General features: G+C 39.0%; 26 protein-coding genes. 12 read left to right on the forward strand and 14 right to left on the reverse strand.

Going from position 1 to position 21,291, the window contains the following annotated elements:
• Window positions 1-794: replication initiation protein RepM (gene repM, locus JMX50_RS12725; RefSeq protein ID WP_201629949.1), on the reverse strand; the 794-nt coding region annotated here is incomplete at its 3' end.
• Between the two features lie 408 nt (window positions 795-1,202).
• Here repM and JMX50_RS12730 point away from each other — a divergent pair.
• Both JMX50_RS12730 and JMX50_RS12735 read left to right on the forward strand, forming a co-directional pair.
• Complete coding sequence (locus tag JMX50_RS12730; protein WP_201629951.1) at window positions 1,203-2,555, forward strand: AAA family ATPase; 1,353 nt, start codon at window positions 1,203-1,205, stop codon at window positions 2,553-2,555.
• Window positions 2,555-3,187 carry an RloB family protein gene (locus tag JMX50_RS12735; protein ID WP_201629953.1) on the forward strand — a complete coding sequence of 211 codons (633 nt, stop codon included), beginning with the start codon at window positions 2,555-2,557 and terminating at the stop codon, window positions 3,185-3,187. Before JMX50_RS12730 ends, JMX50_RS12735 begins: the two co-directional genes overlap by 1 nt.
• A gap of 166 nt (window positions 3,188-3,353) precedes the next feature.
• Here the strand turns inward: JMX50_RS12735 and JMX50_RS12740 are convergent, their stop codons facing one another.
• Entirely contained in the window at window positions 3,354-3,986 is a 633-nt protein-coding gene (locus JMX50_RS12740) for a recombinase family protein (RefSeq protein ID WP_201629955.1), read from the reverse strand.
• Between the two features lie 506 nt (window positions 3,987-4,492).
• Here JMX50_RS12740 and JMX50_RS12745 point away from each other — a divergent pair.
• The 6 genes from JMX50_RS12745 to JMX50_RS12770 all read left to right on the forward strand — a co-directional run bounded on the left by JMX50_RS12745 (window position 4,493) and on the right by JMX50_RS12770 (window position 10,579).
• On the forward strand, window positions 4,493-5,011 hold the full coding sequence (locus JMX50_RS12745; RefSeq protein WP_201629962.1) for a spore coat protein U domain-containing protein: 519 nt from the start codon (window positions 4,493-4,495) through the stop codon (window positions 5,009-5,011).
• A gap of 80 nt (window positions 5,012-5,091) precedes the next feature.
• On the forward strand, window positions 5,092-5,787 hold the full coding sequence (locus JMX50_RS12750; RefSeq protein WP_227671068.1) for a molecular chaperone: 696 nt from the start codon (window positions 5,092-5,094) through the stop codon (window positions 5,785-5,787).
• On the forward strand, window positions 5,738-8,227 hold the full coding sequence (locus tag JMX50_RS12755; protein ID WP_201629971.1) for a fimbria/pilus outer membrane usher protein: 2,490 nt from the start codon (window positions 5,738-5,740) through the stop codon (window positions 8,225-8,227). Before JMX50_RS12750 ends, JMX50_RS12755 begins: the two co-directional genes overlap by 50 nt.
• Window positions 8,224-9,258: a spore coat protein U domain-containing protein gene (locus JMX50_RS12760; RefSeq protein WP_201629973.1), complete on the forward strand. Its 1,035-nt coding sequence runs from the start codon at window positions 8,224-8,226 to the stop codon at window positions 9,256-9,258. The genes JMX50_RS12755 and JMX50_RS12760 overlap by 4 nt, the downstream gene beginning before the upstream one ends.
• A gap of 443 nt (window positions 9,259-9,701) precedes the next feature.
• Window positions 9,702-10,178 carry a CinA family protein gene (locus JMX50_RS12765; protein WP_227522865.1) on the forward strand — a complete coding sequence of 159 codons (477 nt, stop codon included), beginning with the start codon at window positions 9,702-9,704 and terminating at the stop codon, window positions 10,176-10,178.
• Window positions 10,179-10,312: 134 nt separating this feature from the next.
• Window positions 10,313-10,579, forward strand: coding sequence for a hypothetical protein (locus JMX50_RS12770; RefSeq protein ID WP_227671069.1), 267 nt, complete (start codon window positions 10,313-10,315; stop codon window positions 10,577-10,579).
• 198 nt (window positions 10,580-10,777) lie between these two features.
• On the opposite strand, the gene JMX50_RS12775 is transcribed toward JMX50_RS12770, so the two are convergent.
• The 3 genes from JMX50_RS12775 to JMX50_RS12785 form a co-directional block, all read right to left on the reverse strand.
• On the reverse strand, window positions 10,778-11,056 hold the full coding sequence (locus JMX50_RS12775; RefSeq protein WP_413786841.1) for a CsbD family protein: 279 nt from the start codon (window positions 11,054-11,056) through the stop codon (window positions 10,778-10,780).
• 784 nt (window positions 11,057-11,840) lie between these two features.
• Complete coding sequence (locus JMX50_RS12780) at window positions 11,841-12,203, reverse strand: hypothetical protein (protein WP_227671070.1); 363 nt, start codon at window positions 12,201-12,203, stop codon at window positions 11,841-11,843.
• A 20-nt stretch (window positions 12,204-12,223) separates the two neighbouring features.
• The gene (locus tag JMX50_RS12785; RefSeq protein ID WP_201629977.1) at window positions 12,224-12,499 is read right to left on the reverse strand and encodes an excalibur calcium-binding domain-containing protein; all 276 of its coding nucleotides are present in this window, start codon (window positions 12,497-12,499) and stop codon (window positions 12,224-12,226) included.
• Window positions 12,500-12,848: 349 nt separating this feature from the next.
• Between JMX50_RS12785 and JMX50_RS12790 the strand changes: the two genes are divergently transcribed.
• Complete coding sequence (locus JMX50_RS12790) at window positions 12,849-13,235, forward strand: hypothetical protein (protein ID WP_227671071.1); 387 nt, start codon at window positions 12,849-12,851, stop codon at window positions 13,233-13,235.
• A gap of 430 nt (window positions 13,236-13,665) precedes the next feature.
• Here the strand turns inward: JMX50_RS12790 and JMX50_RS12795 are convergent, their stop codons facing one another.
• Window positions 13,666-13,887: a hypothetical protein gene (locus JMX50_RS12795; RefSeq protein WP_201629978.1), complete on the reverse strand. Its 222-nt coding sequence runs from the start codon at window positions 13,885-13,887 to the stop codon at window positions 13,666-13,668.
• A 350-nt stretch (window positions 13,888-14,237) separates the two neighbouring features.
• Here JMX50_RS12795 and JMX50_RS12800 point away from each other — a divergent pair, with 350 nt between their 5' ends.
• Window positions 14,238-14,747 carry a hypothetical protein gene (locus tag JMX50_RS12800; protein ID WP_201629979.1) on the forward strand — a complete coding sequence of 170 codons (510 nt, stop codon included), beginning with the start codon at window positions 14,238-14,240 and terminating at the stop codon, window positions 14,745-14,747.
• A gap of 18 nt (window positions 14,748-14,765) precedes the next feature.
• Here the strand turns inward: JMX50_RS12800 and JMX50_RS12805 are convergent, their stop codons facing one another.
• From JMX50_RS12805 to JMX50_RS12825, 5 genes are all read right to left on the reverse strand, one after another.
• Window positions 14,766-15,062 (reverse strand): hypothetical protein, encoded by a 297-nt coding sequence (locus JMX50_RS12805; RefSeq protein ID WP_201629980.1) that lies wholly within the window; start codon window positions 15,060-15,062, stop codon window positions 14,766-14,768.
• Window positions 15,049-15,333, reverse strand: coding sequence for a BrnT family toxin (locus tag JMX50_RS12810; protein WP_227671072.1), 285 nt, complete (start codon window positions 15,331-15,333; stop codon window positions 15,049-15,051). Before JMX50_RS12810 ends, JMX50_RS12805 begins: the two co-directional genes overlap by 14 nt.
• On the reverse strand, window positions 15,330-15,530 hold the full coding sequence (locus JMX50_RS12815; RefSeq protein WP_011512369.1) for a type II toxin-antitoxin system RelB/DinJ family antitoxin: 201 nt from the start codon (window positions 15,528-15,530) through the stop codon (window positions 15,330-15,332). The genes JMX50_RS12810 and JMX50_RS12815 overlap by 4 nt, the downstream gene beginning before the upstream one ends.
• 104 nt (window positions 15,531-15,634) lie before the next feature.
• Window positions 15,635-15,895, reverse strand: coding sequence for a hypothetical protein (locus tag JMX50_RS12820; RefSeq protein WP_201629981.1), 261 nt, complete (start codon window positions 15,893-15,895; stop codon window positions 15,635-15,637).
• A 67-nt stretch (window positions 15,896-15,962) separates the two neighbouring features.
• A complete protein-coding gene (locus JMX50_RS12825) occupies window positions 15,963-16,364 on the reverse strand; it encodes a hypothetical protein (RefSeq protein WP_201629985.1) in 402 nt (133 codons plus the stop codon).
• Window positions 16,365-16,824: 460 nt separating this feature from the next.
• Between JMX50_RS12825 and JMX50_RS12830 the strand changes: the two genes are divergently transcribed.
• Window positions 16,825-17,199, forward strand: a complete 375-nt coding sequence (locus tag JMX50_RS12830; RefSeq protein ID WP_201629986.1) for a hypothetical protein — start codon at window positions 16,825-16,827, stop codon at window positions 17,197-17,199.
• An 89-nt stretch (window positions 17,200-17,288) separates the two neighbouring features.
• Entirely contained in the window at window positions 17,289-17,684 is a 396-nt protein-coding gene (locus tag JMX50_RS12835) for a hypothetical protein (RefSeq protein ID WP_201629987.1), read from the forward strand.
• Window positions 17,685-17,744: 60 nt separating this feature from the next.
• Here JMX50_RS12835 and JMX50_RS12840 read toward each other — a convergent pair whose 3' ends face one another.
• From JMX50_RS12840 to JMX50_RS12850, 3 genes are all read right to left on the reverse strand, one after another.
• On the reverse strand, window positions 17,745-20,540 hold the full coding sequence (locus tag JMX50_RS12840) for a class I SAM-dependent DNA methyltransferase (protein WP_201629988.1): 2,796 nt from the start codon (window positions 20,538-20,540) through the stop codon (window positions 17,745-17,747).
• Window positions 20,541-20,615: 75 nt separating this feature from the next.
• Window positions 20,616-20,972 carry a hypothetical protein gene (locus tag JMX50_RS12845; RefSeq protein WP_201629989.1) on the reverse strand — a complete coding sequence of 119 codons (357 nt, stop codon included), beginning with the start codon at window positions 20,970-20,972 and terminating at the stop codon, window positions 20,616-20,618.
• Window positions 20,969-21,291: hypothetical protein (locus JMX50_RS12850; protein WP_201629990.1), on the reverse strand; the 323-nt coding region annotated here is incomplete at its 5' end. The genes JMX50_RS12850 and JMX50_RS12845, both read right to left, overlap by 4 nt.

Here is a 21,291-nt window from a genome sequence, read left to right on the forward strand (position 1 = left end):
TGCGCTGGAGTCATACCTTTAATCTCTTCATCTGTAACACCATTTATCCAATCTATAGCATGAGGATCTCTTACGGTGCTAAGAGGTTTCGTATCTTTTTCCTTAATTTTAAACCTAAAGGTAAAGCCTGCAATCTGACGCCCTTGCTTATGCTGCTCATACGTGGCTGTAATGTCCGTATGATCATTAATCTGCTTTATAGCATGGTCTAATACTTTTGCTTTAAAGTTATTCATCTGTTTATATTTACTAGACTCAACCCCTAGCATCGAGCGTAAATCACCAATCATTATCTTATTGGTTTTGCCAACTGAGCGCCAACGTATCATTAATTCATATAGTCTAATGGCATATTCGCTTTGCAAGCTACTTACCTGCCTTAACTCATATTCGGTATAGCAGCTATCAAGACGTGTTATCAGCGGTATAACATCACTCGCAAAAGTTAGCTCAACACAGCCCAATTCATCAGCATAAGCAATCTTCTCTACCCAACGGCTTTTATAATGTATGTTCTTACCGCTCGCCTCTTCTATCTTGTCGTAACTAAATCCTGCTTCATACAATCCATTAACTGCACGTTTCATGGCTTCGTATGCAGTATGTTTCTCTACACTGAATTGCTGCTCATAGCTTTTAGCGTAAAGGCGCAAAGGCTTACCTACATCAATCAGCTTGTTTTGCTCCCTTGCTTCAATGATTGCTAGAAATATAAGCCGCTGCTCTGCCACTCCTAAGCTATAACTTGCGCCCATCAAATCATTATCTTTAGAAACTATTTGTTTTTTGGTCATGGCTGCCTTGCCTGTAATTGAACAATGTATAAATTAAGCATAACCATAACATTAAATACATATCGCTACAACGGTAACCTAAAAGTACCTATAAGGTCGTAAAAGGTAGCTTTATGGGTCGTAAAAGGTAGCTTTATGGGTCGTAAAAGGTAGCTTTATGGGTCGTAAAAGGTAGCTTTATAAGCCCCAAAATCCTTTACTGGTAAGCTCTGTAGCGAGCCTAAAAGCTTTTAAAAACTATTAAAAACTATTAAAAACATTAAAATAGGATTAAGGTAGTTTTTTTCTAAAAAAGTCATAGTTAGAATTAAACATATACACAAGCAAAGAACTGTTATATGATATTTTAAAATAGTTTTTTGGTTAATTATGCCAAAAAAGCCTTGCAAAATATAATAGAGTCCCTATATGCTCATTGAATTTACAGTGAAGAACTATCGTTCGTTCAGAGACCAAGCTACTTTTACCATGGTTAAATCTCAAGGCGAGGAACTTCTATCAACAAATACTTTCAATCCTCACGTTCCTAAGACACCTGATCTATTGAGGACAAGTGTTATTTACGGTGCCAACTCATCGGGAAAATCTAATTTAATCAAAGCTTTAAAATATATGAAGTCCTTAGTTATTAACTCTACTAATCTCAAACCTAATCAAAAAATACCTACTGATCTGTTTAGTTTTGATAGAGAATCAAAGGATTTACCAATTGAAATCAGTATTTCAATCATTGCTAGTGCAGCTAATCATGTAGAAACATCTGAAACTGCTAAAAATTCTGACAATCAGAAGCTTATTAGATATGACTACGGCTTAATCTTTGATAAAGAACATATTATCGAAGAATGGCTACATGCTTACCCTAAAGGTCGTGTTCAAGAATGGTTTTATCGGAAATATGATCAAAGTAAGAAAAATGGATATGATTACACTTTCAGTAGCTTATTCAAGGGGAATAAAAGCGATTGGGAGAGCAATACGAGACCTAATGTCTTATTCTTATCTAATGCAGTTAACCTAAATAGCGAGCAATTAAAACCAATATATGACTGGTTTGATCAAAAATTGCATATCACAACAGATACCAGCTCCCATTTTGGTGAGGGTTATACCAAATCTATCTGCAGTGAAAGTACATATAAAAAACAGATACTGGATTTTCTTAAATATGCCGATATTGGTATTGACGATTTCCTGGTTAAGAAAGAAGAAATAGACGTCGATAAACTCTCGTTCCCTGTTGGAATTCCTGAAGAAATAAAATCACAAATAATCAAAGATTTTAAAGAAGGTGGAATAATTGACCTTCAGTCTGTTAGAGAGATTGATGGACAAAATAAGGTAATTGATTTTGAGGAAGAGTCAGAGGGCACTAAAAAAATATTTTCTCTTGCAGGACCTATTATTGACACCTTAAGCGAAGGGAGTATTTTGGTTTTGGATGAATTACATAATCATCTACATCCTAAATTAGTTAGATTCCTTATTGAAAAATTTCATGATAATGATGCTAATAAAACAAACGCTCAGTTAATCTTTACTACTCACGATACACACTTAATGAAAAAAGATCTTTTTCGCCGTGACCAGATTTGGTTTGTTGAAAAGGATGAGAGTTATGCTTCGCGTATCTACTCTTTACATGATTTTAGCGTGAGGAAGGACCGCAGTGAAAGCTATGAAGCTCAGTACTTGAAAGGTTTGTTTGGAGCTGTTCCATTCATTGACTCCCAATCTAATTTTTTAAAAGCGGAACAATAATGTCAAAGAGGCAGCCCAAAAATAGTTTATCTCGCAAGTCAAAACTTCTTAGACAATACAAGAACATACTAATTGTGTGTGAAGGCGAAGTCACTGAGCCTAATTATTTTAAAAGTCTGATACATAAATATAAGATTAATGCAGCTAATGTTCAGATAATAGGTAAGTGTGGATCAGCTCCTATGTCTGTATATTCAACAGCAGTGGAGCTATACAGAGTTAGCAAACTTAAAGGCGAAGTAGAGTATGATAAGGTTTATTGTGTCTTTGACAAAGATCAACATCATACTTATCAAGCAGCTGTGGAAAGCATAAGACAGAAAAAGAATTTCGAGGCTATTCTATCTGACCCTTGCTTTGAAGTATGGTATCTACTGCACTTTATGCAATCCAGTAAGCCTTTTAACAAGAAAGGCTCAAAAACTGCAAGTCAACAAGTTAAGTCTGAAGCGACTAAGCTCCTTAAAAAATACGCTAAAAATGAAAATGACCTTTCAATCTTACATCAAAATCTTGCAACAGCAATTAGCAATGCAAAGCAAATGGAGAGTAGAGGAATTACAAATCCTTATACAAATGTATATATGATTGTAGAAGAAATTTTTGAAGACCATAAGATAGCTATATCTTGAATATTAGCGTTTATAAGCTTACTAGGTAGATATGGTATCCTTGTGAGGACTTAAATCTTTAGGTTCTAGCTCAAGATTCCAGTAGGTATATCCCAGCGGAACCATCTAAAAAGGCTCATTAATCCATTAATAGACTACTCATAGTAGACTGCCGTAGTGGAACCACTTAATGAGCAATGATAAGTTCCGGTCTTTCCTTGGCCACATCAGCAATCAGATGCCGTGAGCACTTGGTCATACCTTGTATCTCAGAATAGCTATGACCTGATTTGAGCAGACTAGCGATAATCTTACGCTTCTCCGTATCTCTCCTACGTCCTGAATACTTACCTTCTGCTTTGGCACGAGCAATACCTTGCATCTGACGGTTACGGCGATCCTCATAATCTTTTCGAGCAATGGCTGCGAGCATATCCAGCATCATCGAGTTGATGGCCTGCAATACACTGCTCATAAATTCAGTGCTGCTTTCAGATTGAAGCGCCATATAGGACGTCGGCAGCTCTTTTGATACGATAGAGAGCTTTTTCTCTGATAACATTCTTTTGAGAGTATCCCAATCAGCTTGGTTCAAACGTGCCAAGCGATCAATTTGTTCAACTAAGATAACATCGCCCTTATGAGCATCTTCAATCAGTTGCATAAGCTTGGGTCGCACCAAGGTAGCTCCTGATTCGTTTTCGACATAGAAGGCAGCAATCTTGTGGCCATGATCGTTGGCAAATGCTATGAGTTCGCTTTTGGCACGTTTAGCGTCCTGTTCTTTGGTAGACGCTCGTAGATACGCTCTGATAAACATAAACACCTAAAATAGTCTGTTATAAGTGGTTCCATTATACCAGTCTGTTTTAAGTGGTCTGTTAATACGTTTGAGTGGTGAAATAGCTGGTTCCCTTGGGGTATACTCAAAAGATATTGTGGCATATTACAAACCTATTTATATTTATTGAGCATTAAAATTTAACTGCCTATTAAAAATAGAAAAGATAAAAAAACCTCTCTGTTAAACCTTTAGTTTGACTAACTTTCAATTAACTAACGGACTTGCGATTTAACCGGAATTTTAGTGTTCACATGTACACAGAATGTGTTACAATATATATACAATTTTTGGAAAGTAATTTCATTTTGTGTATATCTTGTTATAGCTATATATATGAATTGTGATTCTCAATCAGGTACATTATTCCAGTGGGCTCTAGATTGCCAAAATATGTAATTTCAGCTTTATAGCACGGTGAAATTCAGTATTTATCTAAGTATTGAGCTTCTAATGATAAAAACACTAACCCCTGGAGCTTTACTATGCAATTTACAAAATCTTTAATGACCGCTACATTAGTTACTATTGGTGGCTTTGCTGCTATGTCTAGTGCGAATGCTGCTAGCCCTACCTCGAGTAGTTTTGGCGTTAGTATGGAAGTTGAATCAATATGTACTGTAAATGCACCTCCTGTAGATGTGCTACTCGCCGCAACTGAAGCAGGTACAGCGACTGAAGCTGTAACAGCAGAAACTGCACTTATATTAAACTGCTCTAAAGGTTCTATTGCTACTATCGGTCTGACACCTGCATCAACTACTAGCCTCGACGGAACTGGTAACTTAAAAGGTGGATTATTAGGAGAAGAATTGGTTGCATATAAATTGACTTCTGTCTCAGCTGCTGGTGACGCTTGGGGTACTACTACTCCAGTTAAGACCGCAGCATTCGAAAATTATGCTACCGCCATCTCTACTTCTATATTTCTCACAGTAACTGACGCAGCCGACGTTACGCCTGGTCCTTACTCAGATACTATTAATATTTCTGTAGCCTATTAGTTTCTATGTTTAGTCTTTGGTTACCCCGTGTTGCGAAACTTGGTGTTGTCTCTAGCTTATTATTATTTGGTAGTGGAGCAATGGCGAGTGGTCTACAGGTCTCTCCCACCTCCTTAAGCTTACAAGCTAGAGAAAACGCCAGTGGCCTGACCCTTAGTAACTCAAGTGACGAAGCGATAAGTGCGCAAGTGCGCATTTATCAGTGGTCACAGGATGAAACAGGCGATCAACTCACACCCTCACGAGGATTATTGGCCAGTCCGCCAATGATTAAGCTCAACCCCGGTGACAAACAACTGGTTCGAATTATCCGGGCTAAGGCTCCGCCACAAGGTGCTGGAGCGGTGGAAGATAGCTATCGAATTTTTGTTAATGAGTTACCTATTAAGTCTGCTATCCAAAAGACAGGCTTGCAATTTGCGTTAAGCTATTCTTTACCGGTATTTGTGCAGCCCGTTGGTATTGTTAAAACTGCTCCACAATTACAATGGCGTTATAGTTTACTACCAGATAGTAAGCAGATAAAACTAAGTATCGGCAATAGCGGTAATGGTCATGCTAAGTTGATTGACCTGAGCGTTGTAGATGCTGCGGGCAATAGCGTTAATATACATCAAGGTTTACTGGGTTATGTTTTACCAGATACCACTATGAACTGGACACTGAAAATACCGCCATCCGCCCTTCCGACAGGGACAATAACCGGTAAATTCAAGGTAACGATCAATGGAATTCAGACGACACAGGACGTCACACTGGACAATTCCACTCGCTAAAGCAGTTTTACTGCCCTATATAACGGTATCGGTCAGCCACGCTATTGAACCAAATGAGATTGTCTCTAAAGATATTACCTCTACAATCATTGATAATATTAGGCAGGCTCAGCTCAACTTAGGCAGTGACAACACTGAAGCTGACCTCGATCTGTATCTGGATGTCACTCTTAATCAAACCAGCTCTGGTTTGGTACATTTTATTTATCGCAAAGACCAACTTTGGACCAACGCTGATGTGTTGCAACAGCTTGGCTTTATTGTACCGCCTGATAGCACCGAACCCATACCGTTAAATAGCCTGCCTAATCTCAAGATTGACTATAATACACGGCGGCAAACGCTGAGCCTTATCGCACCTTTAAATTTACTCAACCTAGACACGACCATACGCAATACACACAGTAATCAGCGTCCGCAACCCACTGCATCGCCAGGCATGTTATTAAACTATAATATTTATGGTAACCAAAGCCAGAATAGTGCTAAAAACCTAAGTGCTTTTACAGAACTGCGTGCGTTTAATACTCTCGGTGTACTAAGCTCTACAGCATTGACCACAGCCACTCACTCTGCTGGCAGCAATGGGGATAGCAGCAATAATGACAAAGATTGGGACGGACGCACCGTGCGTTTGGATACCAGCTGGAGCAAATCATTCCCTAATAAGCTGCTGACGGTTCGTGCTGGTGACATTCTCACAGGCGCGCTGTCATGGACGCGCTCTACGCGCTTAGGTGGTCTACAACTTGGGACTAATTTTGACTTACAGCCTTATATGGCAACCACTCCATTGCCTTCATTTTTTGGTTCCGCAACTTTGCCCTCAGCAGTAGAGCTGTATGTGAATGGACTTAAGCAATATAGTGGTGACGTACCAACCGGACCATTTGAGCTACAGACGGCTCCTAGTTTCAGTGGCGCAGGCAATGCTCAGTTGGTAGTTACCGATGCACTAGGGCAGAGCACTACGCTTGAGTTCTCTTTATATGACACCCATCGCTTGCTACAGCCAGGGCTTTCCGACTGGTCAGTAGAGTTGGGTGCGGTGCGCGAAAATTATGGTAACAAGTCCTTTGATTACGGTAATAGCATTGCTGCTAGCGGTACATGGCGTTATGGGGTGAGTAACCGCTTTACCGCAGAAACCCATGTCGAAGCAACCAAAGATTTGAGTAATGCCGGAGTCGGTGGTACGTGGTTATTAGGTCGTGCAGGTGGTATCTTATTTGCCTCGTTAGCCGGCAGTGAGAGTCAAGGGCAAAATGGCGCCCAATACAGCACAAGCTACTCATGGAGTAACAGTCACTTTAATATCGGTGCCAGTGCCACAGGCACGAAAGGGGCTTACCGTGATGTAGGTAGTCAGTACGGATCTGTACCCGTTCGCCACAGTGAGCAGATATCGTCAGGTTATAGTACTCAATCTTTAGGTAGTTTTGGCATGAGCTATAACCAAGTGTCACTTACTGATCAGGAAACCACACAGTTCGCCAGTGCTTATTGGAGTAAGTCCTTTGGCCAACGTCTAAGCTTGAGCGCTAGTCTTAATCAAGACCTCAATGACTCTGCTAATAGCAGTGCTTCTATCGGCGCTTCATTCTCTTTAGATCGTAATGTTTCAATGAATAGCAGTATTCAGCACACAGACGAGCGTGAGGTATTTGTGGCTGATATTTCACATTCAGCACCAAATTCAGGCGGCATAAACTGGCGCGCGCAAGCAAGACACATTATAGACAATAGCTTAGATAGTAATTCCAGTAGAAGTGACAGTAACGATGGATTGGCAGAATTAAGTTACCTTGGTCGCTATGGCCGAGTACAAGCGGGTGTCAGCGTCAATGATGACAGTTACGCTAGCTATGCCAGTGGCACAGGCTCACTCGTCATGATGGGTGGAGGGTTGTTTCCAACCCGCCAAATCAACAGTGGTTTTGCCGTAGTCTCTACTGACGGTATCGCTAATGTGCCCGTACTCTTACAAAACAGTCCAATCGGTACTACCAATAGTCGTGGCTTGTTGCTGGTGTCGCCACTGAATGCTTACCAAAGCAATAAAATTGGCATCAATCCTATGGGTTTGCCCGCTGACTTGCGGATTGACAAGGTGAGTATTGAGTCCACTCCAACTGACCGTGCTGGTACCTTAGTAAACTTTGTTATCACGCCGGTGCGCTCAGCATCGGTTGTCCTAGTAGACAGTGATAACGAACCGCTGCCGCTTGGCAGTCAGGTACGCCAGCTCACTAACACGGCGGTGCCACCGACTATCATTGGTTTTGATGGGGAGGTATATCTGGATACACTTGATGAGCATAATGTGCTCGAGATAATGAATCCCTCTAGTGACATCTGCACTGTCAGTTTTGACTATCAAAAGCAGGGTGATGAGATTCCACTCATTGGTCCCCTGATCTGCCAGAAGGTACAACAATGAAAATAAAAATGTTTCAGTGGCGATATAGCCCATTTTTTATGGTGATTGCATTGTGGTTAATGACGGGAACAGTGCAGGCAGCGCCAATCGTCACATGTTCAGCATCCATAAGCAATATCGAATTTGGTCCTATTGACCTCCTCACTAATAATACTTTCACAACGACAGGTACAGTGAGTTACTCCTGCATAAATACAGGAGATGCCCCACAGTCCCTGACACTCTGCTTAAACATTGGTAGTGCAGGAATCAATCCGCGGGCGCTGCCACTGCTACCAAAGATATCACCGGGTGACTCTACAAATCTCCCTTTTCAGCTTTACAAAGATAGCGGATATAGTAATATTTGGGGGTCTACGGCAAACGGATCAACTCCAGTACCCGCTAGTATCAACGTTACAGTGGTAGCTGGTGCTACACAAGCAAATACGCTAACAATTTATGCAGCTATCCCTCCAAACCAGAGCGGAAAGAGCGCTGGAGGTTATAAACTCAACTTTAATATTAACGATACACTTGTGACGTCTGTAGCGGGTATAAATGGTAATTGCGCCTCATCATCAGGATCAGGTCCTGGAGTTACACCCAATCAACGTATGAATACATTCTATGTTCAAGCCAATGCTCCTACCAAATGCTTGATTAATTCCAAAAGTAATATAGATTTTGGTAATACGCCATCCAGTGCTAATAATATTGAGAGCAAAGGTACTAACCCTATTAATCTAACTTGTACAAATGGTACGGTATACAATATCGGCTTGGCGCCTTCCAATGGTAATAAAGATGGGGCGGGTGTTATGAAAGGAAGCGGTGGTAACTCAGATTTGGTTTCTTATCAACTGCGTTCTACCCCTGGTCTTAGTGGAACGCCATGGGGGAATACTGCTACCTCTACAAACTTGGGAAATGGAGTAACGGGCACTGGAACTGGTACCGCACAAAACAAAAGCGTCTACGCTACTGTTCCTAGCGCTGACTTCAAGCCTGATACCTACTCTGATATAGTTACTATTAATGTGAATTATTGATAAAGCCTATAGATTTAGCTATTTTCAACACATTAATATAATTATCGTTTAATTGAAGACGCATCCTAGTGTCATTATTAAAAAAGCTTTTGTTAAGCAAACTGCTGATGTGCTCCAGGAATAGTCAATATTGTTATCTAAGCGACTATTCCCATAACAGCGCTTATGGTAAATAAAAATAATGATCCAAAAGCTCACTGGATGTACACAACGAAGTACACTGCGATTACCTAAATAACTCAATATATCGATATCATTAGCCTACAGCCTAAGGTTATAGTCCTCACTAGGGTACCGAACCAAGAAAAGAGCTTGAGTGGCTCGCTATAAGTAGGCTTAATTAAAAAATACTGTTACGTAAATTCATCACTACATGAATTGAATCTTAAATAGGATCGTACTGTAATAGTCTTGATTGTTCTAATGCTAATATGGAGGGCGTTGTGACTGATAGCTGTGCTAAGTTGTTGGCAGATAAGCAATTGACTATAGTCTTCATTGAAAGCGCGACCGCGGGCTATCTAGCACATCGCTTTTCTATGAGTCCTTATTCAGGCGATATATTAATGGGCGGCTTGGTATGCTATGACGTTGCGATAAAAAAGAACGTGTTAAATATATCGAGCCAATTAATTGCTGAGTGTACACCTGAATCCTTAGAAGTCACCCAAGAACTGGTTAATAAGTCTAAGACCATGTTTGAAGCCGACTTATATGTGGCTTGTACAGGACTATTAACGTCTGGAGGCTCTGAAACTAAGGATAAGCCTGTCGGTACGTTTTTTTATTGCATTGGTTATAAAGATGAGCTGTATGATTTTCGCAGTATCTGTCAAGGCGCCCCTGAGCAAAAGCTACGCAGCATCAATAGTCTTATTTGTAAGAGTATTATAGAGGTTGTAAATCGCCATACTGACTAATTTAAAATCTTATTATTTAGGGCTTTAGCCCATCCTCTATGTTTTTTGTTGCTAGAAACTATGATAAGGATATTAAAATGAAAACATCAGTACCTATTAAATCGCTTCAAAATAAACTATGGATAGTATTTTTGGTGAGTTTCTTTGGTCTCAGCGCTTGCAGCAGTGAGACAGAAGAGCCGGCTCCTAATACAGAATCTAGCGAAATGACACCTGTGCAAACAGCGACCGAGGCTGACGATCAAACCCCTGCTCCTACAGAGGAGGTAGAAGGTGCAGGTGGTACAGCATACTATTCTAGTAATGGGAGTGTAGAAAATGACCAAAAGACGGATGATACGGTTACTGTTAATGAAAATAACTCGAACTTAGATCAAACACCAGCAGATGGAGTGCAGTAAGTAAGTATGAGAAAGCGCGCAATCCATTAAATATTAACATCAATAGCTCACAGCTATATGTTCAAGTTTAACTAAGAAACCGTACTTATTAAGCGTCTCATCTTTACTTACATAATTAGCAGAATTGACTAAAAAAGCCCATGACCATAGTCACGGGCTTTTTACATTTTTAGGGTATAATTATTAGACACACCATAATCAATATTTGTTTTGTGTACGCCACTCATCTACATCACGTTCAGCATCTTCTTTTGAATGACCATAACGCTCTTGGACACGCCCAACCAGCTTGTCACGGTCACCTTCGATATGAGTGAGATCGTCATCTGTTAAATCTCCCCATTTTTGTTTTACTGAACCTTTGAGTTGGTTCCATTCGCCTTTTAGGGTTTGATTGTTCATATCATTATCATCCATTTTTTGATTGTTTTTGTACTGCTCATCCATACTTTGTTCGTTCACATCTTGATTGCTCATTATGATTTTCCTTTTCCATTTATGAGTTTTTAAATCAACGCATCTATACCAAGACCAAGCTCATCCATATTTTATTTTTTTTATTAATGAATAGGCTATCAGCAGTTATTAAGCTTCAAGCTGACATATCTAATATAGAGATACACATTTGGACTGTCTGTACAACGAATGTTTAAAGTATTGCTGAGCTATTATTAAGTCTACCAATTTGTTATGACGGTATAAGTTATGATTCGGACCAGACTGTTAGTCATAAAAAAGTCTTCAATTGAAAAAGACTATAAAATTGGTTCTAGTGTCAGAGTTGGGAAACGCTCTTACTAAACCACCCCGAAATTTCCTGAGACTTAACATTCTGAGAGGGTATAAAAAAGCCCTTTCGTTAAATCATATAATGGGCGTCATGACAAATGATTTTAGACAGAAAAAGCCATCTACTAGATGGCTTTTTTAGAGAGTTCTTGGACAGGTAGAGCGACTTATCGAAAGTAAGCCCATTAAGGATTACTACAGTCAATTAGAAAAACCTAGTCACGACTATAGTAGTTAAGACGAGGATTAAACCGCTCATTCCTAAAGCTCGTAGAACAAATTCCTTATTGCTCATAACCGACCCCGCATCATTTTTTATTGTTAATATATACTTTATACTTTATCTATCCGTTATTGCAAATGACTCTTTGAAATATCATCAAAAAGTACACTGAGCGAACCTATTCAGTATTATTACTTTGTATATGAATAATTTAATCAATTATGATGATACCCGCATGGGAAACTGAACTTAATAATTCGCAAGCTTATCCTCTTGTTCATAGCAGACCTTCAACCCAATCTGTACGGCCTCATTAAGATCAGCCCCTTCCTTGACGTTATAAGGCACGTTTGGAGTCAAACGGCCTAGCTTTAAGCCATCTACCGCTGATTTATTAAGCGGTGTACCAATATAAGATTCATCGGTGTAACCCTTAGGATGAAAAAACACCTCACGGCCAAAGGAAGGATTTAAGGCACACGCAATTTCACCCTCAGGCACCGTAAACGGATAAGGTGTTGTGTAATCTTTACTCCATGTCTGCTCACTCACTACGATATAGCCTGAACCATACAGATCATCTTCTGTATTTCCTGAGCTGCACCCAATCATAACGATAGACGCTACTACAATTAACCACCTGGACATATTGATTCGCATGGTACGCCGTCCTTATCACGGTCTAGCTTGGTATTTCCACATTTGAGTGCTTGTTTAGCTTGTTCACAGCTCACCATCTGCCCACAAGTGCGCGGTAAGCCTTTGCATTGAGAGCTGCCAGCACCTTTAGCAAACAACGGATGCTCTACCTCAACATCACTATAAAATGGATTATCAGTGACTGTAACTGCTGCCCGAGAAGATAAAGCAAAGAGAGATAACATCATGCCTAAAACGGCTTTCTTCATAACCAAACTCTTTTTAATACTCAGAATAAGACAAAAAAATTTCTACAAGTAGTAATACTACCCTATATTTGTTCAATAAAATAAACGCTACTTATTTAAAACTCTCATTTTTATATCGAATTATTCATGGTTTGCCTCATAGCTAGTTTAGTGCCATAGTTGTTCACTGAACGTTCTGGACAGTTGCACTGTACAGGTTCTAAAAACGTACTTGAACACTAGGTGAACAATGAAAATATCGGTGACGAAAGCGGCAAAAGAATAGGGCGTATCAAGAACAACGATCTATCAGAAAGTCAATGATGGTGAGCTTTCCAGAACAGCAGATAAGAAAATAGACGTATCAGAAATGTTGCGCGTGTTTGGTGAGCCAATTTCTAAAAAACGTACTGAACGTTCAGAGGACTCTGTCCAAAGTACACCTGTGAACAATCACAGTGTTCAGTACAATACGGACATTAAACACCTATTAGCCCTTGAAAAGCTCAAGAACGAACATCTTAGCCAACAGGTAAGTGATCAAAAGAAGTTAATTGAAAATTATCAGCAACAGATAGGACAGTTGAACAAAACGCTGGATAAAGCCAATGCCAGTATTCAAGATTTCGCACAAGTGAGACTGCTAGAGTTTAAGCAGGCTGAAATGAGCTATGAGCCGCCACTTGAACAAGAGCAAGAAAAAAAAGATGATTCAATCGTCGCGACGGCTAAGAAGAAAAAACGGTGGTTCTTTTGACTACAACTGATGTTGGTAAATCATCCCAGATTCTATATAAATGCTTATAGTTCACTAACTGGAGAATAAGCAATGACTAACTAATTTGACCTTAAAAAGAACCTGTCCCACATTCTGTGTAACAGTTTATTACCCCACATCAATACTTATCAAAAAAAATACATCAATTATCAACATTACAACATTTTGGCGAACCTAATCGAAAGAAGAATTGCTAATAACAGAATTAGACCGATTATCCATAATGATTGTAAGAGAAATTTTTTATCATCCATAATTAACAGCCTAATATTCTTTTTAGAATATAACCCACTGCAATCGTTCATATAAAATTGGTTTAGCGGCCAGTGTGTTGAGAGATAACTAACGTCTGTCATTAAGCGTAAAGGTCTAAGAGATGAAAAACCGACGATAAAGTGTTTATTACTGTCTATTGGCTAGTTTCATCCAGTTGACTTGAAATCATTACTTCAATTTTGTCTTTAATTTCCATCAACTGTAGCTTGAAAGCATCTACATCCTTGTTTACTCTCTCTTTGTCTTCTTCGGTCACACGATAGTCTCTAACTTCTTCTACCGTTATCAATCGTTCTCTCAGAGAGGTTTTAATTATCCCAAGTTCGTAAATTGACAACTCTTTGTCATTATTCATGATTCACCTCTTATCTTAAAGGACTAATGGGGTGTCTTTCCATGAAAGAGCTACGATATTTACTATATTGCAATAAGGTGAATTATCAGTCCTCATTTCAATATAGACAATTTATCAGAATTATGATATCTGAGTCAATCTCTATATTGGAATATAAAATCTATAACCTAGCTTTCTTTACCTATAAAGACAAAGGTACATATTTAAATCATCTTTAATCAGACAGTTATTAAGTTGAGAGATACTCTCAATTTGCCTTGTAGCCAAGTTAATGCCATAGTTGTTCACTGAACGTTCTGGACAGTTGCACTGTACAGGTTCTAAAAACGTACTTGAACACTAGGTGAACAATGAACATATCGGTGACGAAAGCAGCAAAAGAGTGGGGTGTATCAAGAACGACAATCTATCAGAAAGTCGATAATGGAAAGCTCTCCAGAACAGCAGATAAAAAAATAGACGTTTCAGAAATGTTGCGCGTGTTTGGTGAGCCAATTTCTAAAAAACGTACTGAACGTTCAGCGGACACTGTTCAAAGTACACCTCTGAACAGTCAAAGTGTTCAGTACAATACAGACATTGAACACCTACTAGCACTTGAAAAGCTCAAGAATGAACATCTCAGCCAACAGGTGAGCGATCAAAAAAAGTTGATAGAGAACTATCAGCAGCAGATAGCACAATTGAACAAAACGCTGGATAAAGCCAATGCCAGTATTCAGGATTTTGCTCAGGTGAGACTGCTAGAGTTTAAAAAATCTGAAATGGGCTATGAGCCGCTACTTGAACAAGAGAAAGAAAAAACAGACGACTCAACCGTATCTACGGTTGAGAAGAAAAAAAGGTGGTGGGAATTTTAAACGTTGTAAGCTTATCGACTAATGATCTAACAAATACTCTTCTAGCGCATCGTTAATCATATCTTGGTAGTTTCCGCCGGTCTTTTTTGCCTTATCCTGGAATCTTGCAATGATACTAGGACTCACGATACTGGCACCGACCATAGGATCATCTGGCACCACACTACCACGGGTCGCACCCGACCAGTCCGTCACTTCAGGCATATCAGACAGATCAATATCCTCATCTGAAAGCATTGCCAATCGTTGTAAGTTCGCTTCTTGCTCAGCGCTTAAAGACGGTAACTCATTTGCTTTATAGCTAACCCTGTTCATAAAACCTCCTTTCAACCTTAGTGGCAGGTCGCGCTGATATGATACGAATAATCTCACCACCATCTACATCTCTTTGAGTATGAGCGACCAGTAATACCGCCACCCCATTCACCGCACCAAGCGCTTGCCACCGTTCTTCACCATTCTCATATCGGTCTTGTTGACGCAAACAGAGTGGATCAAGGAAAACACGAGCTGCTTCTTCAAAGGATAAGCCATGTTTGCGTTGATTACTGCTATTTTTCAGTTCATCCCACTCAAATTCAATCATTGATCACCGTCTTCAAGCGTATTGGTGCTAGGCATTGTCTGATAATCAAAAGACAGCGGTATGCTATTGGTCTCTGCTACCTGATGCAAAAATAACTTAATCGCTTGCGAAGGCGTTAAACCATAGCCCTCAAGCACCGAAAATGCCTTGTCTTTTAATTCTTGATCCAGACGGATATTATAATTGGTTGTGCTCATAGCATTACTTATCGCTTATTCATGTACCTTTAATATAAGCGATAAGTAATGCTAATTCAATAATTTTAGCGTTTTAGACTTTCATGAATAGTGATAGTAACGCGCTACCCATCCAATCCACGCAGAAAAACATCAATTTTCTGTTCTAGCTGTTTTTGTATGACGTAGAGTTCGCTCGCGCTACATTCTCTTAGCAAACGTTCCTCATCTTTTAGCTCAAACATCTTTTTACGTATGCTATCGCTATGGGCTTCGTTTTCTAAACCAAAGGTGTTAAGACGCCCCATTTGACGGTAGTATTCTCGTTGCGCCTCTTCAAACATCATAAAATGGTTACTTGCTACTGATATGCCTTCAATACTCATGAATTACTCCTTTTTACACTAGGAAAATGTCCCTTTATGAAATTTTTATTTATTTACTATCAATAACTTAACTATCAAGAAGAGATCTATTTCTTTTATTTGCCAGCTTCGCTTCAAATCTCTTCATAGCCGTATCTAATTCTTCACGCGTAGGCTGTATATAGGACTCATCACTAGGTTCTGTATTACTGTCTTGGATTAGGTCATTAGAATACAAATCAACAAAAATTTGTTTTTTAACCTCGGGCTTAATCTCAATATCACTGCTAGAATTATCTGTAGCGACAGACAATTCCTTTGATTCTTTTCTATAGCGGTAAAGATAATTGGTCAGTGTGCCAGTCGTTAGAATGAGGTCATGGCGCTCAGCTAATATCTCAACCACACCTTCATAGGTATATGAAACAGCCAGCTCTTCGATCAACTCATAAAGATCACGAAATTTGGAAAACTTTGTTCTCTTAGCCATAAATTCCTATCTCCATCTATTCCTGAAGTCAATTATCTCAATTATAAAGACGCTCATAAATTGCTCATATTTAACTAACGATTTACTACCCTTTTGCTAACGATTTGCTAACTTTTAATCAATCATACAGTAATTGCTCATAATTTACTCATATCTAGCTAACGATTTGCTAACTTTTTACTAACGATTTACTAACGTAACGCTCTTATAAGCCTTTTTAGCCAAAAAGGCTTACGACAGGTAGAAAATAACCGATTTTTCTACCTGCTTTTTGGTCATTAAATTATCCAATTTAATGACTACACCTTACGCACCCTATCGGGATGAAAAAAAGCGTCTTAAATCAGCAACTTACCTGATTTAAGACGCTTTTTTCTGCATGCAAAGTGCAAACAAAACGAATTTAAGTAACTGATTTTTATGATATATTACTGTCTACAATTTGCAAACAAGGATAATTATGTACACTCCTACCGTGTCATTCCGATTAAAGCCTGAAGTCTACCTAAAACTAGAAGCGATAGCCGCAGAGGCAGGGCAATCTCCTGGCGTCTACTTGAAGAAAAAATTGGAGTCAGATACCAATAACTTTCTTGAAGACCTTCAGTTTATGAAAGGAGATATTAGTGAGATTTTACATTTATTGCAGTCGGACGACGAAGGATCAAAGGCAGTGGAAACTACATCAAATCAGAACGATATGGTCAAGGCTTTGATGCCGATAGTGCTAGAATCGTTATTGATATTAAGAGAGGTGGCAGCACCTAACAAAGTTGGCAATGCTCAAAGATTGGTCGATAAAGCAGGATTAAAAGCATACAATAGTTTGGACTGATAAGTGCTTTAACTAAACACTTTTATTCTTTAGTTTGCCATGAGTATACTAATGACTAATATTTCATATTTTACTCAAGAGGTGATCGTATGGGACAAGCAAAGAGTAGAGGTACTAAAGAACAGCGTGAAGCAGAAGCTAAGAAAAGAAGGTTAGAACAGCTTAATATTAGCGAAAGACCTATTGAAGAAATCTACAAAGAATTTGATCTTCCTGATGATAGTGAGTTTCTAGGCTATATTATAAATATCGTAGAATCTGATGAGTTTTTAGCTAAATTTGAAGATACGCCTGATCAAACAAATATAGCTTATGCAAAAATACCAGATTTGGGATTAAGATTTGAGGACTTTTCCGAAGCCCTAGATGTAGCTAAAAAAATAGCAGAAAAGTATAAAACAGATATCTGCTTTTTATTTGAAACTTCTGACCAGTTTAGGGTTATCCCAACATTTACTGTTAATTTAGCTGATTTTGCCCACTAAAGATTTTAAGCTCCTAACTTTTAAATGTCAGGAGCTTAATAGAATTTTTAGGCTGTGTATTTACATGTCTGCTATGCGTTTAAGTAAAAACTCTACACGACTAGCATCGTCGCCCTTACCCTTGTAGCCATAAGCTTTATCTACCGCTTTATTGAGCGCGTCATGGGCTTTGGTTAACTCTGGGTAAGGGTCAATCATGTAAGTGTTATAAAGAATAGCGAGCGTTATAGCATCCTCGCTACCGTCTTGGTAGTACTTACGAGCGTCTAAAACTGCTTGAGCAGCTGATCCAATAGCATCTTTGGCTTTTATCGTCATACTATCTTCATCCTCAGCATCAAAGGGATATGGAAAATTGTTATAAACGATAGTATTAGAATAACTGTAATCGCTTTTCATGCGTCCAGCAGTTAATCGCATAAAAGCGTTGTGCATACTACTTGTTAAAATACCAAAGTGGTAAATGTTTGCATTTGCCACCACAAATAATTTATTTCCTGCGATTATATTTTTATCTAAGAAGCCCGTTGGTATGTATTTTCTGTTTTCTGAAGATACCACTGGCAGAGCTATGTAATCACCTTTTGAATATCTTGTTTCATCAAATAAATGTGGGGTTTTAGCCTTTCTTACGGTTGGTTCTTTTGTGCTTGCTAAGCGTAAGTTTTTAACATTCTCAATTCTTTGGTTAACTCTCGGCATGAGTTTAAGGTCGTTATTTAATTGTTTTGGGTCTACATTATCAAACCATAAACACCAACGTTTAATGTTGTTTAAAAACTCGTACCCCATCATATAAGGTCTCATATATTTACTAGCAATAGGCTCTTGCTGTATAAGTTCTTCATACTCATCATTAGATAGCAGTAAGTTACCGCCATCATTAGGCTGACAACCCTTAAACATAGTCAATTCATTAGAAATTTGCTGAGTTACTTTATCAAAAAAGATTGTTGGAGTATCAAGTAAGTATCCATTAATATTTTTTGCTTTATTGGGTTCTGGCTCACCTGAAACATCATCATAGCTAAAGATTATTTTTTGCTTACTTTCACGTGTTGAGTAGCTCACTATAATACAGTGGACAGCTGCTACACCTTTACCTTCATTTTTCCACTTAAATGTATGGTGAGCAAAATTAATATGACCGCCAAGCTCCTCAATTATGTACTTCCAAAGTATCGCTACTTGTCCACCTTGGACAATCGAGTTAGTGGATACAAACGCTGTTTCTATATGATGGGCTGTTTTGGTAACAGACTTCATGTAGTGCATAGCTTTGATATACCATCCAGCTACATAATCAAGAGATTTATATCCTTTTAATCCTTTTGCTACTCGCAGCATATCTACTTTTTGATCTTTAGATTGATATTTCGTACCAACAAAAGGAGGGTTACCCATCACAAAATCGCACTCATTGGCTGCTAGAACGTCCTCCCAGTCAATTTGTAGTGCATTACCCTCTGTGATGTGTGGGCTGTACACAATGGGCGTTGTAGGGCGTGTCGTACCAAAACGCTCCGCAGTGGCTTGGTTCAACTGATGATCAGTGATCCACATGGCTACCCTTGCGATATGAGCGGCGTGAGGTTCAATCTCGATGCCGTAGAACTGCTCAACGGTAACCTCGCACATACTACTAATATCAAGCAAACCTCTTTGATCACCGTAAATCTGTGCGATCAGCTGATTTTCTAACAGTCGCAACTCACGGTAAGCAATGATTAGAAAGTTGCCACAGCCACAAGCAGGATCAAAGAATTTTAATGTAGGGAGTTTTTCATAGAGCTTTAACGCTCTTGGCTTATCTTTAGCGCATTTTGAGAACTCATCACGTAGGTCTTGCAAGAATAGTGAGTTAATCACCTTTAAGATATTTTTTTCACTGGTGTAATGAGCACCAAACTCACGACGCTTATCGTCGCTGTCGGCTGTGTCATCTATATCGAGTACGCTTTGGAACATTGAGCCAAAGATAGCAGGGCTAATCTCGCTCCAATCAAGGTTATTGCACTGAACGACTAGGTTATATAGGTTTTCATCAAAATAAGGGATACGGATTGACTGAGAGAACAGATCACCGTTGATATAAGCAAAGGCAGCATAGCTTTCAGGTAAACGACTAGAGCGATCCCTAGTATTTAGAGTATCAAACAGCGTGGTAAATACTTCATTGAGATTGCTACCGTCACTTCTTGCCTCGTTTTTGAGCAACCCATCTAACAGGTTTTTTTGCCCAAAGATGCCGGTGTCATCGGCAAAGAAACAAAAGATCAAACGAGTTAAGAATAGTGCCAATTCATCGGCATTGACCCCATCGGAGATAAAAGCTTGATGTAGCTTAGCAACCATTTCAGTTGCCTGGCGGTTAATCGGGTTTTCTTCAACGATCTCAGCCATTGCCGCATTTGGTGCTAAGAAGTCCAACCATTCAGCATTTTTAGGGAGATCAGCAAGTGGACACTTATATTCTTTGATATTTAAAGGGTTTTCAATATCGAACAGCCATAGCTCATCGAAGTTAGATAACACGATATATCTTGGCTTATCTGCTGCGCTTAGGCGTTCATAATATTTGCTGACTTGGTTATAGGCTTTGTTGAGATCAAGACCACGGCTTTTTTGTTCAATCATGACCAGTTTAGGAATAAAGGCATCAACATATTTTTGAGATTTATCGTCTTTTAGACGATGCTCAAATGCTTTAAGCTGTACTTGACCAGATACACCATAAGCATTAAATATCTGCGTCCAAAAGTTCTGACTTTGACCTCTCTCATACCCTTCAGCGTCTTTATAGTCATGGATAATACGGTGTAGCTGCTCACGGATATGCTGATAGTCTAAACTCATAGGTAGCCTTATTGTTTTGTTTGATAGGATTGCTGCTAATAATACTCATCATTTTGACTATTTGAAGCTTAATTCTTATTTACTTCTAAATTTATCCCAAAATTCATCAATACATTCATCCAATAAATCAGCATCAGATATGACGTTTGACTGCTGTTGTAGAAAACCAATATCCATTGCAATGCTGTAATCCGCATACTTTTTATCTACCATATTATGAAAGAAACCTTCATCATTTGGATCCTTTGGATAAAACATCTGATGCAGTGACCACCAGTCATTGAAAAACCTGCAAAAGCTTACCAGTTCATCCTTTTCATATTTATAAATAACATATGGATAAAATGGGATAGGTAAATGTGGGAAAAAATCTATCAATATTGACCGAAGCGCTTCTTGTTCCTTCGTTAACTTTTCGAAATAATTAATCATTTTTGTAATCCTATGAGTTTAGGGTTGAAAGGATCACTGCAATTCAGCAAATGAGACATGTACTCTCTAACATACCTAGGCTCTTGTAGTTGCTTTTTCAGCTTCATTTTAGCCTTAAAGTAGCTATCACAATCCGACCAGTTGCCTACGATTGATGGTTCTTGGTGCAGTAGTTCCGCATACTTATCTGCTTGCGCTGGAGTCATACCTTTAATCTCTTCATCTGTAACACCATTTATCCAATCTATAGCATGAGGATCTCTTACGGTGCTAAGAGGTTTCGTATCTTTTTCCTTAATTTTAAACCTAAAGGTAAAGC

This window comes from Psychrobacter maritimus, assembly GCF_904846345.1.
Classification (GTDB): domain Bacteria; phylum Pseudomonadota; class Gammaproteobacteria; order Pseudomonadales; family Moraxellaceae; genus Psychrobacter; species Psychrobacter maritimus.

Bases quoted from the DNA above. Each gene is read 5' to 3' on its own strand.
- JMX50_RS12730 (WP_201629951.1), top strand. From the start codon at position 1,203: ATGCTCATTGAATTTACAGTGAAGAACTATCGTTCGTTCAGAGACCAA.
- JMX50_RS12735 (WP_201629953.1), top strand. From the start codon at position 2,555: ATGTCAAAGAGGCAGCCCAAAAATAGTTTATCTCGCAAGTCAAAACTT.
- JMX50_RS12740 (WP_201629955.1), bottom strand. From the start codon at position 3,986: ATGTTTATCAGAGCGTATCTACGAGCGTCTACCAAAGAACAGGACGCT.
- JMX50_RS12745 (WP_201629962.1), top strand. From the start codon at position 4,493: ATGCAATTTACAAAATCTTTAATGACCGCTACATTAGTTACTATTGGT.
- JMX50_RS12750 (WP_227671068.1), top strand. From the start codon at position 5,092: ATGGCGAGTGGTCTACAGGTCTCTCCCACCTCCTTAAGCTTACAAGCT.
- JMX50_RS12755 (WP_201629971.1), top strand. From the start codon at position 5,738: ATGGAATTCAGACGACACAGGACGTCACACTGGACAATTCCACTCGCT.
- JMX50_RS12760 (WP_201629973.1), top strand. From the start codon at position 8,224: ATGAAAATAAAAATGTTTCAGTGGCGATATAGCCCATTTTTTATGGTG.
- JMX50_RS12775 (WP_413786841.1), bottom strand. From the start codon at position 11,056: ATGAGCAATCAAGATGTGAACGAACAAAGTATGGATGAGCAGTACAAA.
- JMX50_RS12780 (WP_227671070.1), bottom strand. From the start codon at position 12,203: ATGATTGGGTGCAGCTCAGGAAATACAGAAGATGATCTGTATGGTTCA.
- JMX50_RS12785 (WP_201629977.1), bottom strand. From the start codon at position 12,499: ATGAAGAAAGCCGTTTTAGGCATGATGTTATCTCTCTTTGCTTTATCT.
- JMX50_RS12790 (WP_227671071.1), top strand. From the start codon at position 12,849: ATGTTGCGCGTGTTTGGTGAGCCAATTTCTAAAAAACGTACTGAACGT.
- JMX50_RS12795 (WP_201629978.1), bottom strand. From the start codon at position 13,887: ATGAATAATGACAAAGAGTTGTCAATTTACGAACTTGGGATAATTAAA.
- JMX50_RS12800 (WP_201629979.1), top strand. From the start codon at position 14,238: ATGAACATATCGGTGACGAAAGCAGCAAAAGAGTGGGGTGTATCAAGA.
- JMX50_RS12805 (WP_201629980.1), bottom strand. From the start codon at position 15,062: ATGAACAGGGTTAGCTATAAAGCAAATGAGTTACCGTCTTTAAGCGCT.
- JMX50_RS12810 (WP_227671072.1), bottom strand. From the start codon at position 15,333: ATGATTGAATTTGAGTGGGATGAACTGAAAAATAGCAGTAATCAACGC.
- JMX50_RS12815 (WP_011512369.1), bottom strand. From the start codon at position 15,530: ATGAGCACAACCAATTATAATATCCGTCTGGATCAAGAATTAAAAGAC.
- JMX50_RS12820 (WP_201629981.1), bottom strand. From the start codon at position 15,895: ATGAGTATTGAAGGCATATCAGTAGCAAGTAACCATTTTATGATGTTT.
- JMX50_RS12825 (WP_201629985.1), bottom strand. From the start codon at position 16,364: ATGGCTAAGAGAACAAAGTTTTCCAAATTTCGTGATCTTTATGAGTTG.
- JMX50_RS12830 (WP_201629986.1), top strand. From the start codon at position 16,825: ATGTACACTCCTACCGTGTCATTCCGATTAAAGCCTGAAGTCTACCTA.
- JMX50_RS12835 (WP_201629987.1), top strand. From the start codon at position 17,289: ATGGGACAAGCAAAGAGTAGAGGTACTAAAGAACAGCGTGAAGCAGAA.
- JMX50_RS12840 (WP_201629988.1), bottom strand. From the start codon at position 20,540: ATGAGTTTAGACTATCAGCATATCCGTGAGCAGCTACACCGTATTATC.
- JMX50_RS12845 (WP_201629989.1), bottom strand. From the start codon at position 20,972: ATGATTAATTATTTCGAAAAGTTAACGAAGGAACAAGAAGCGCTTCGG.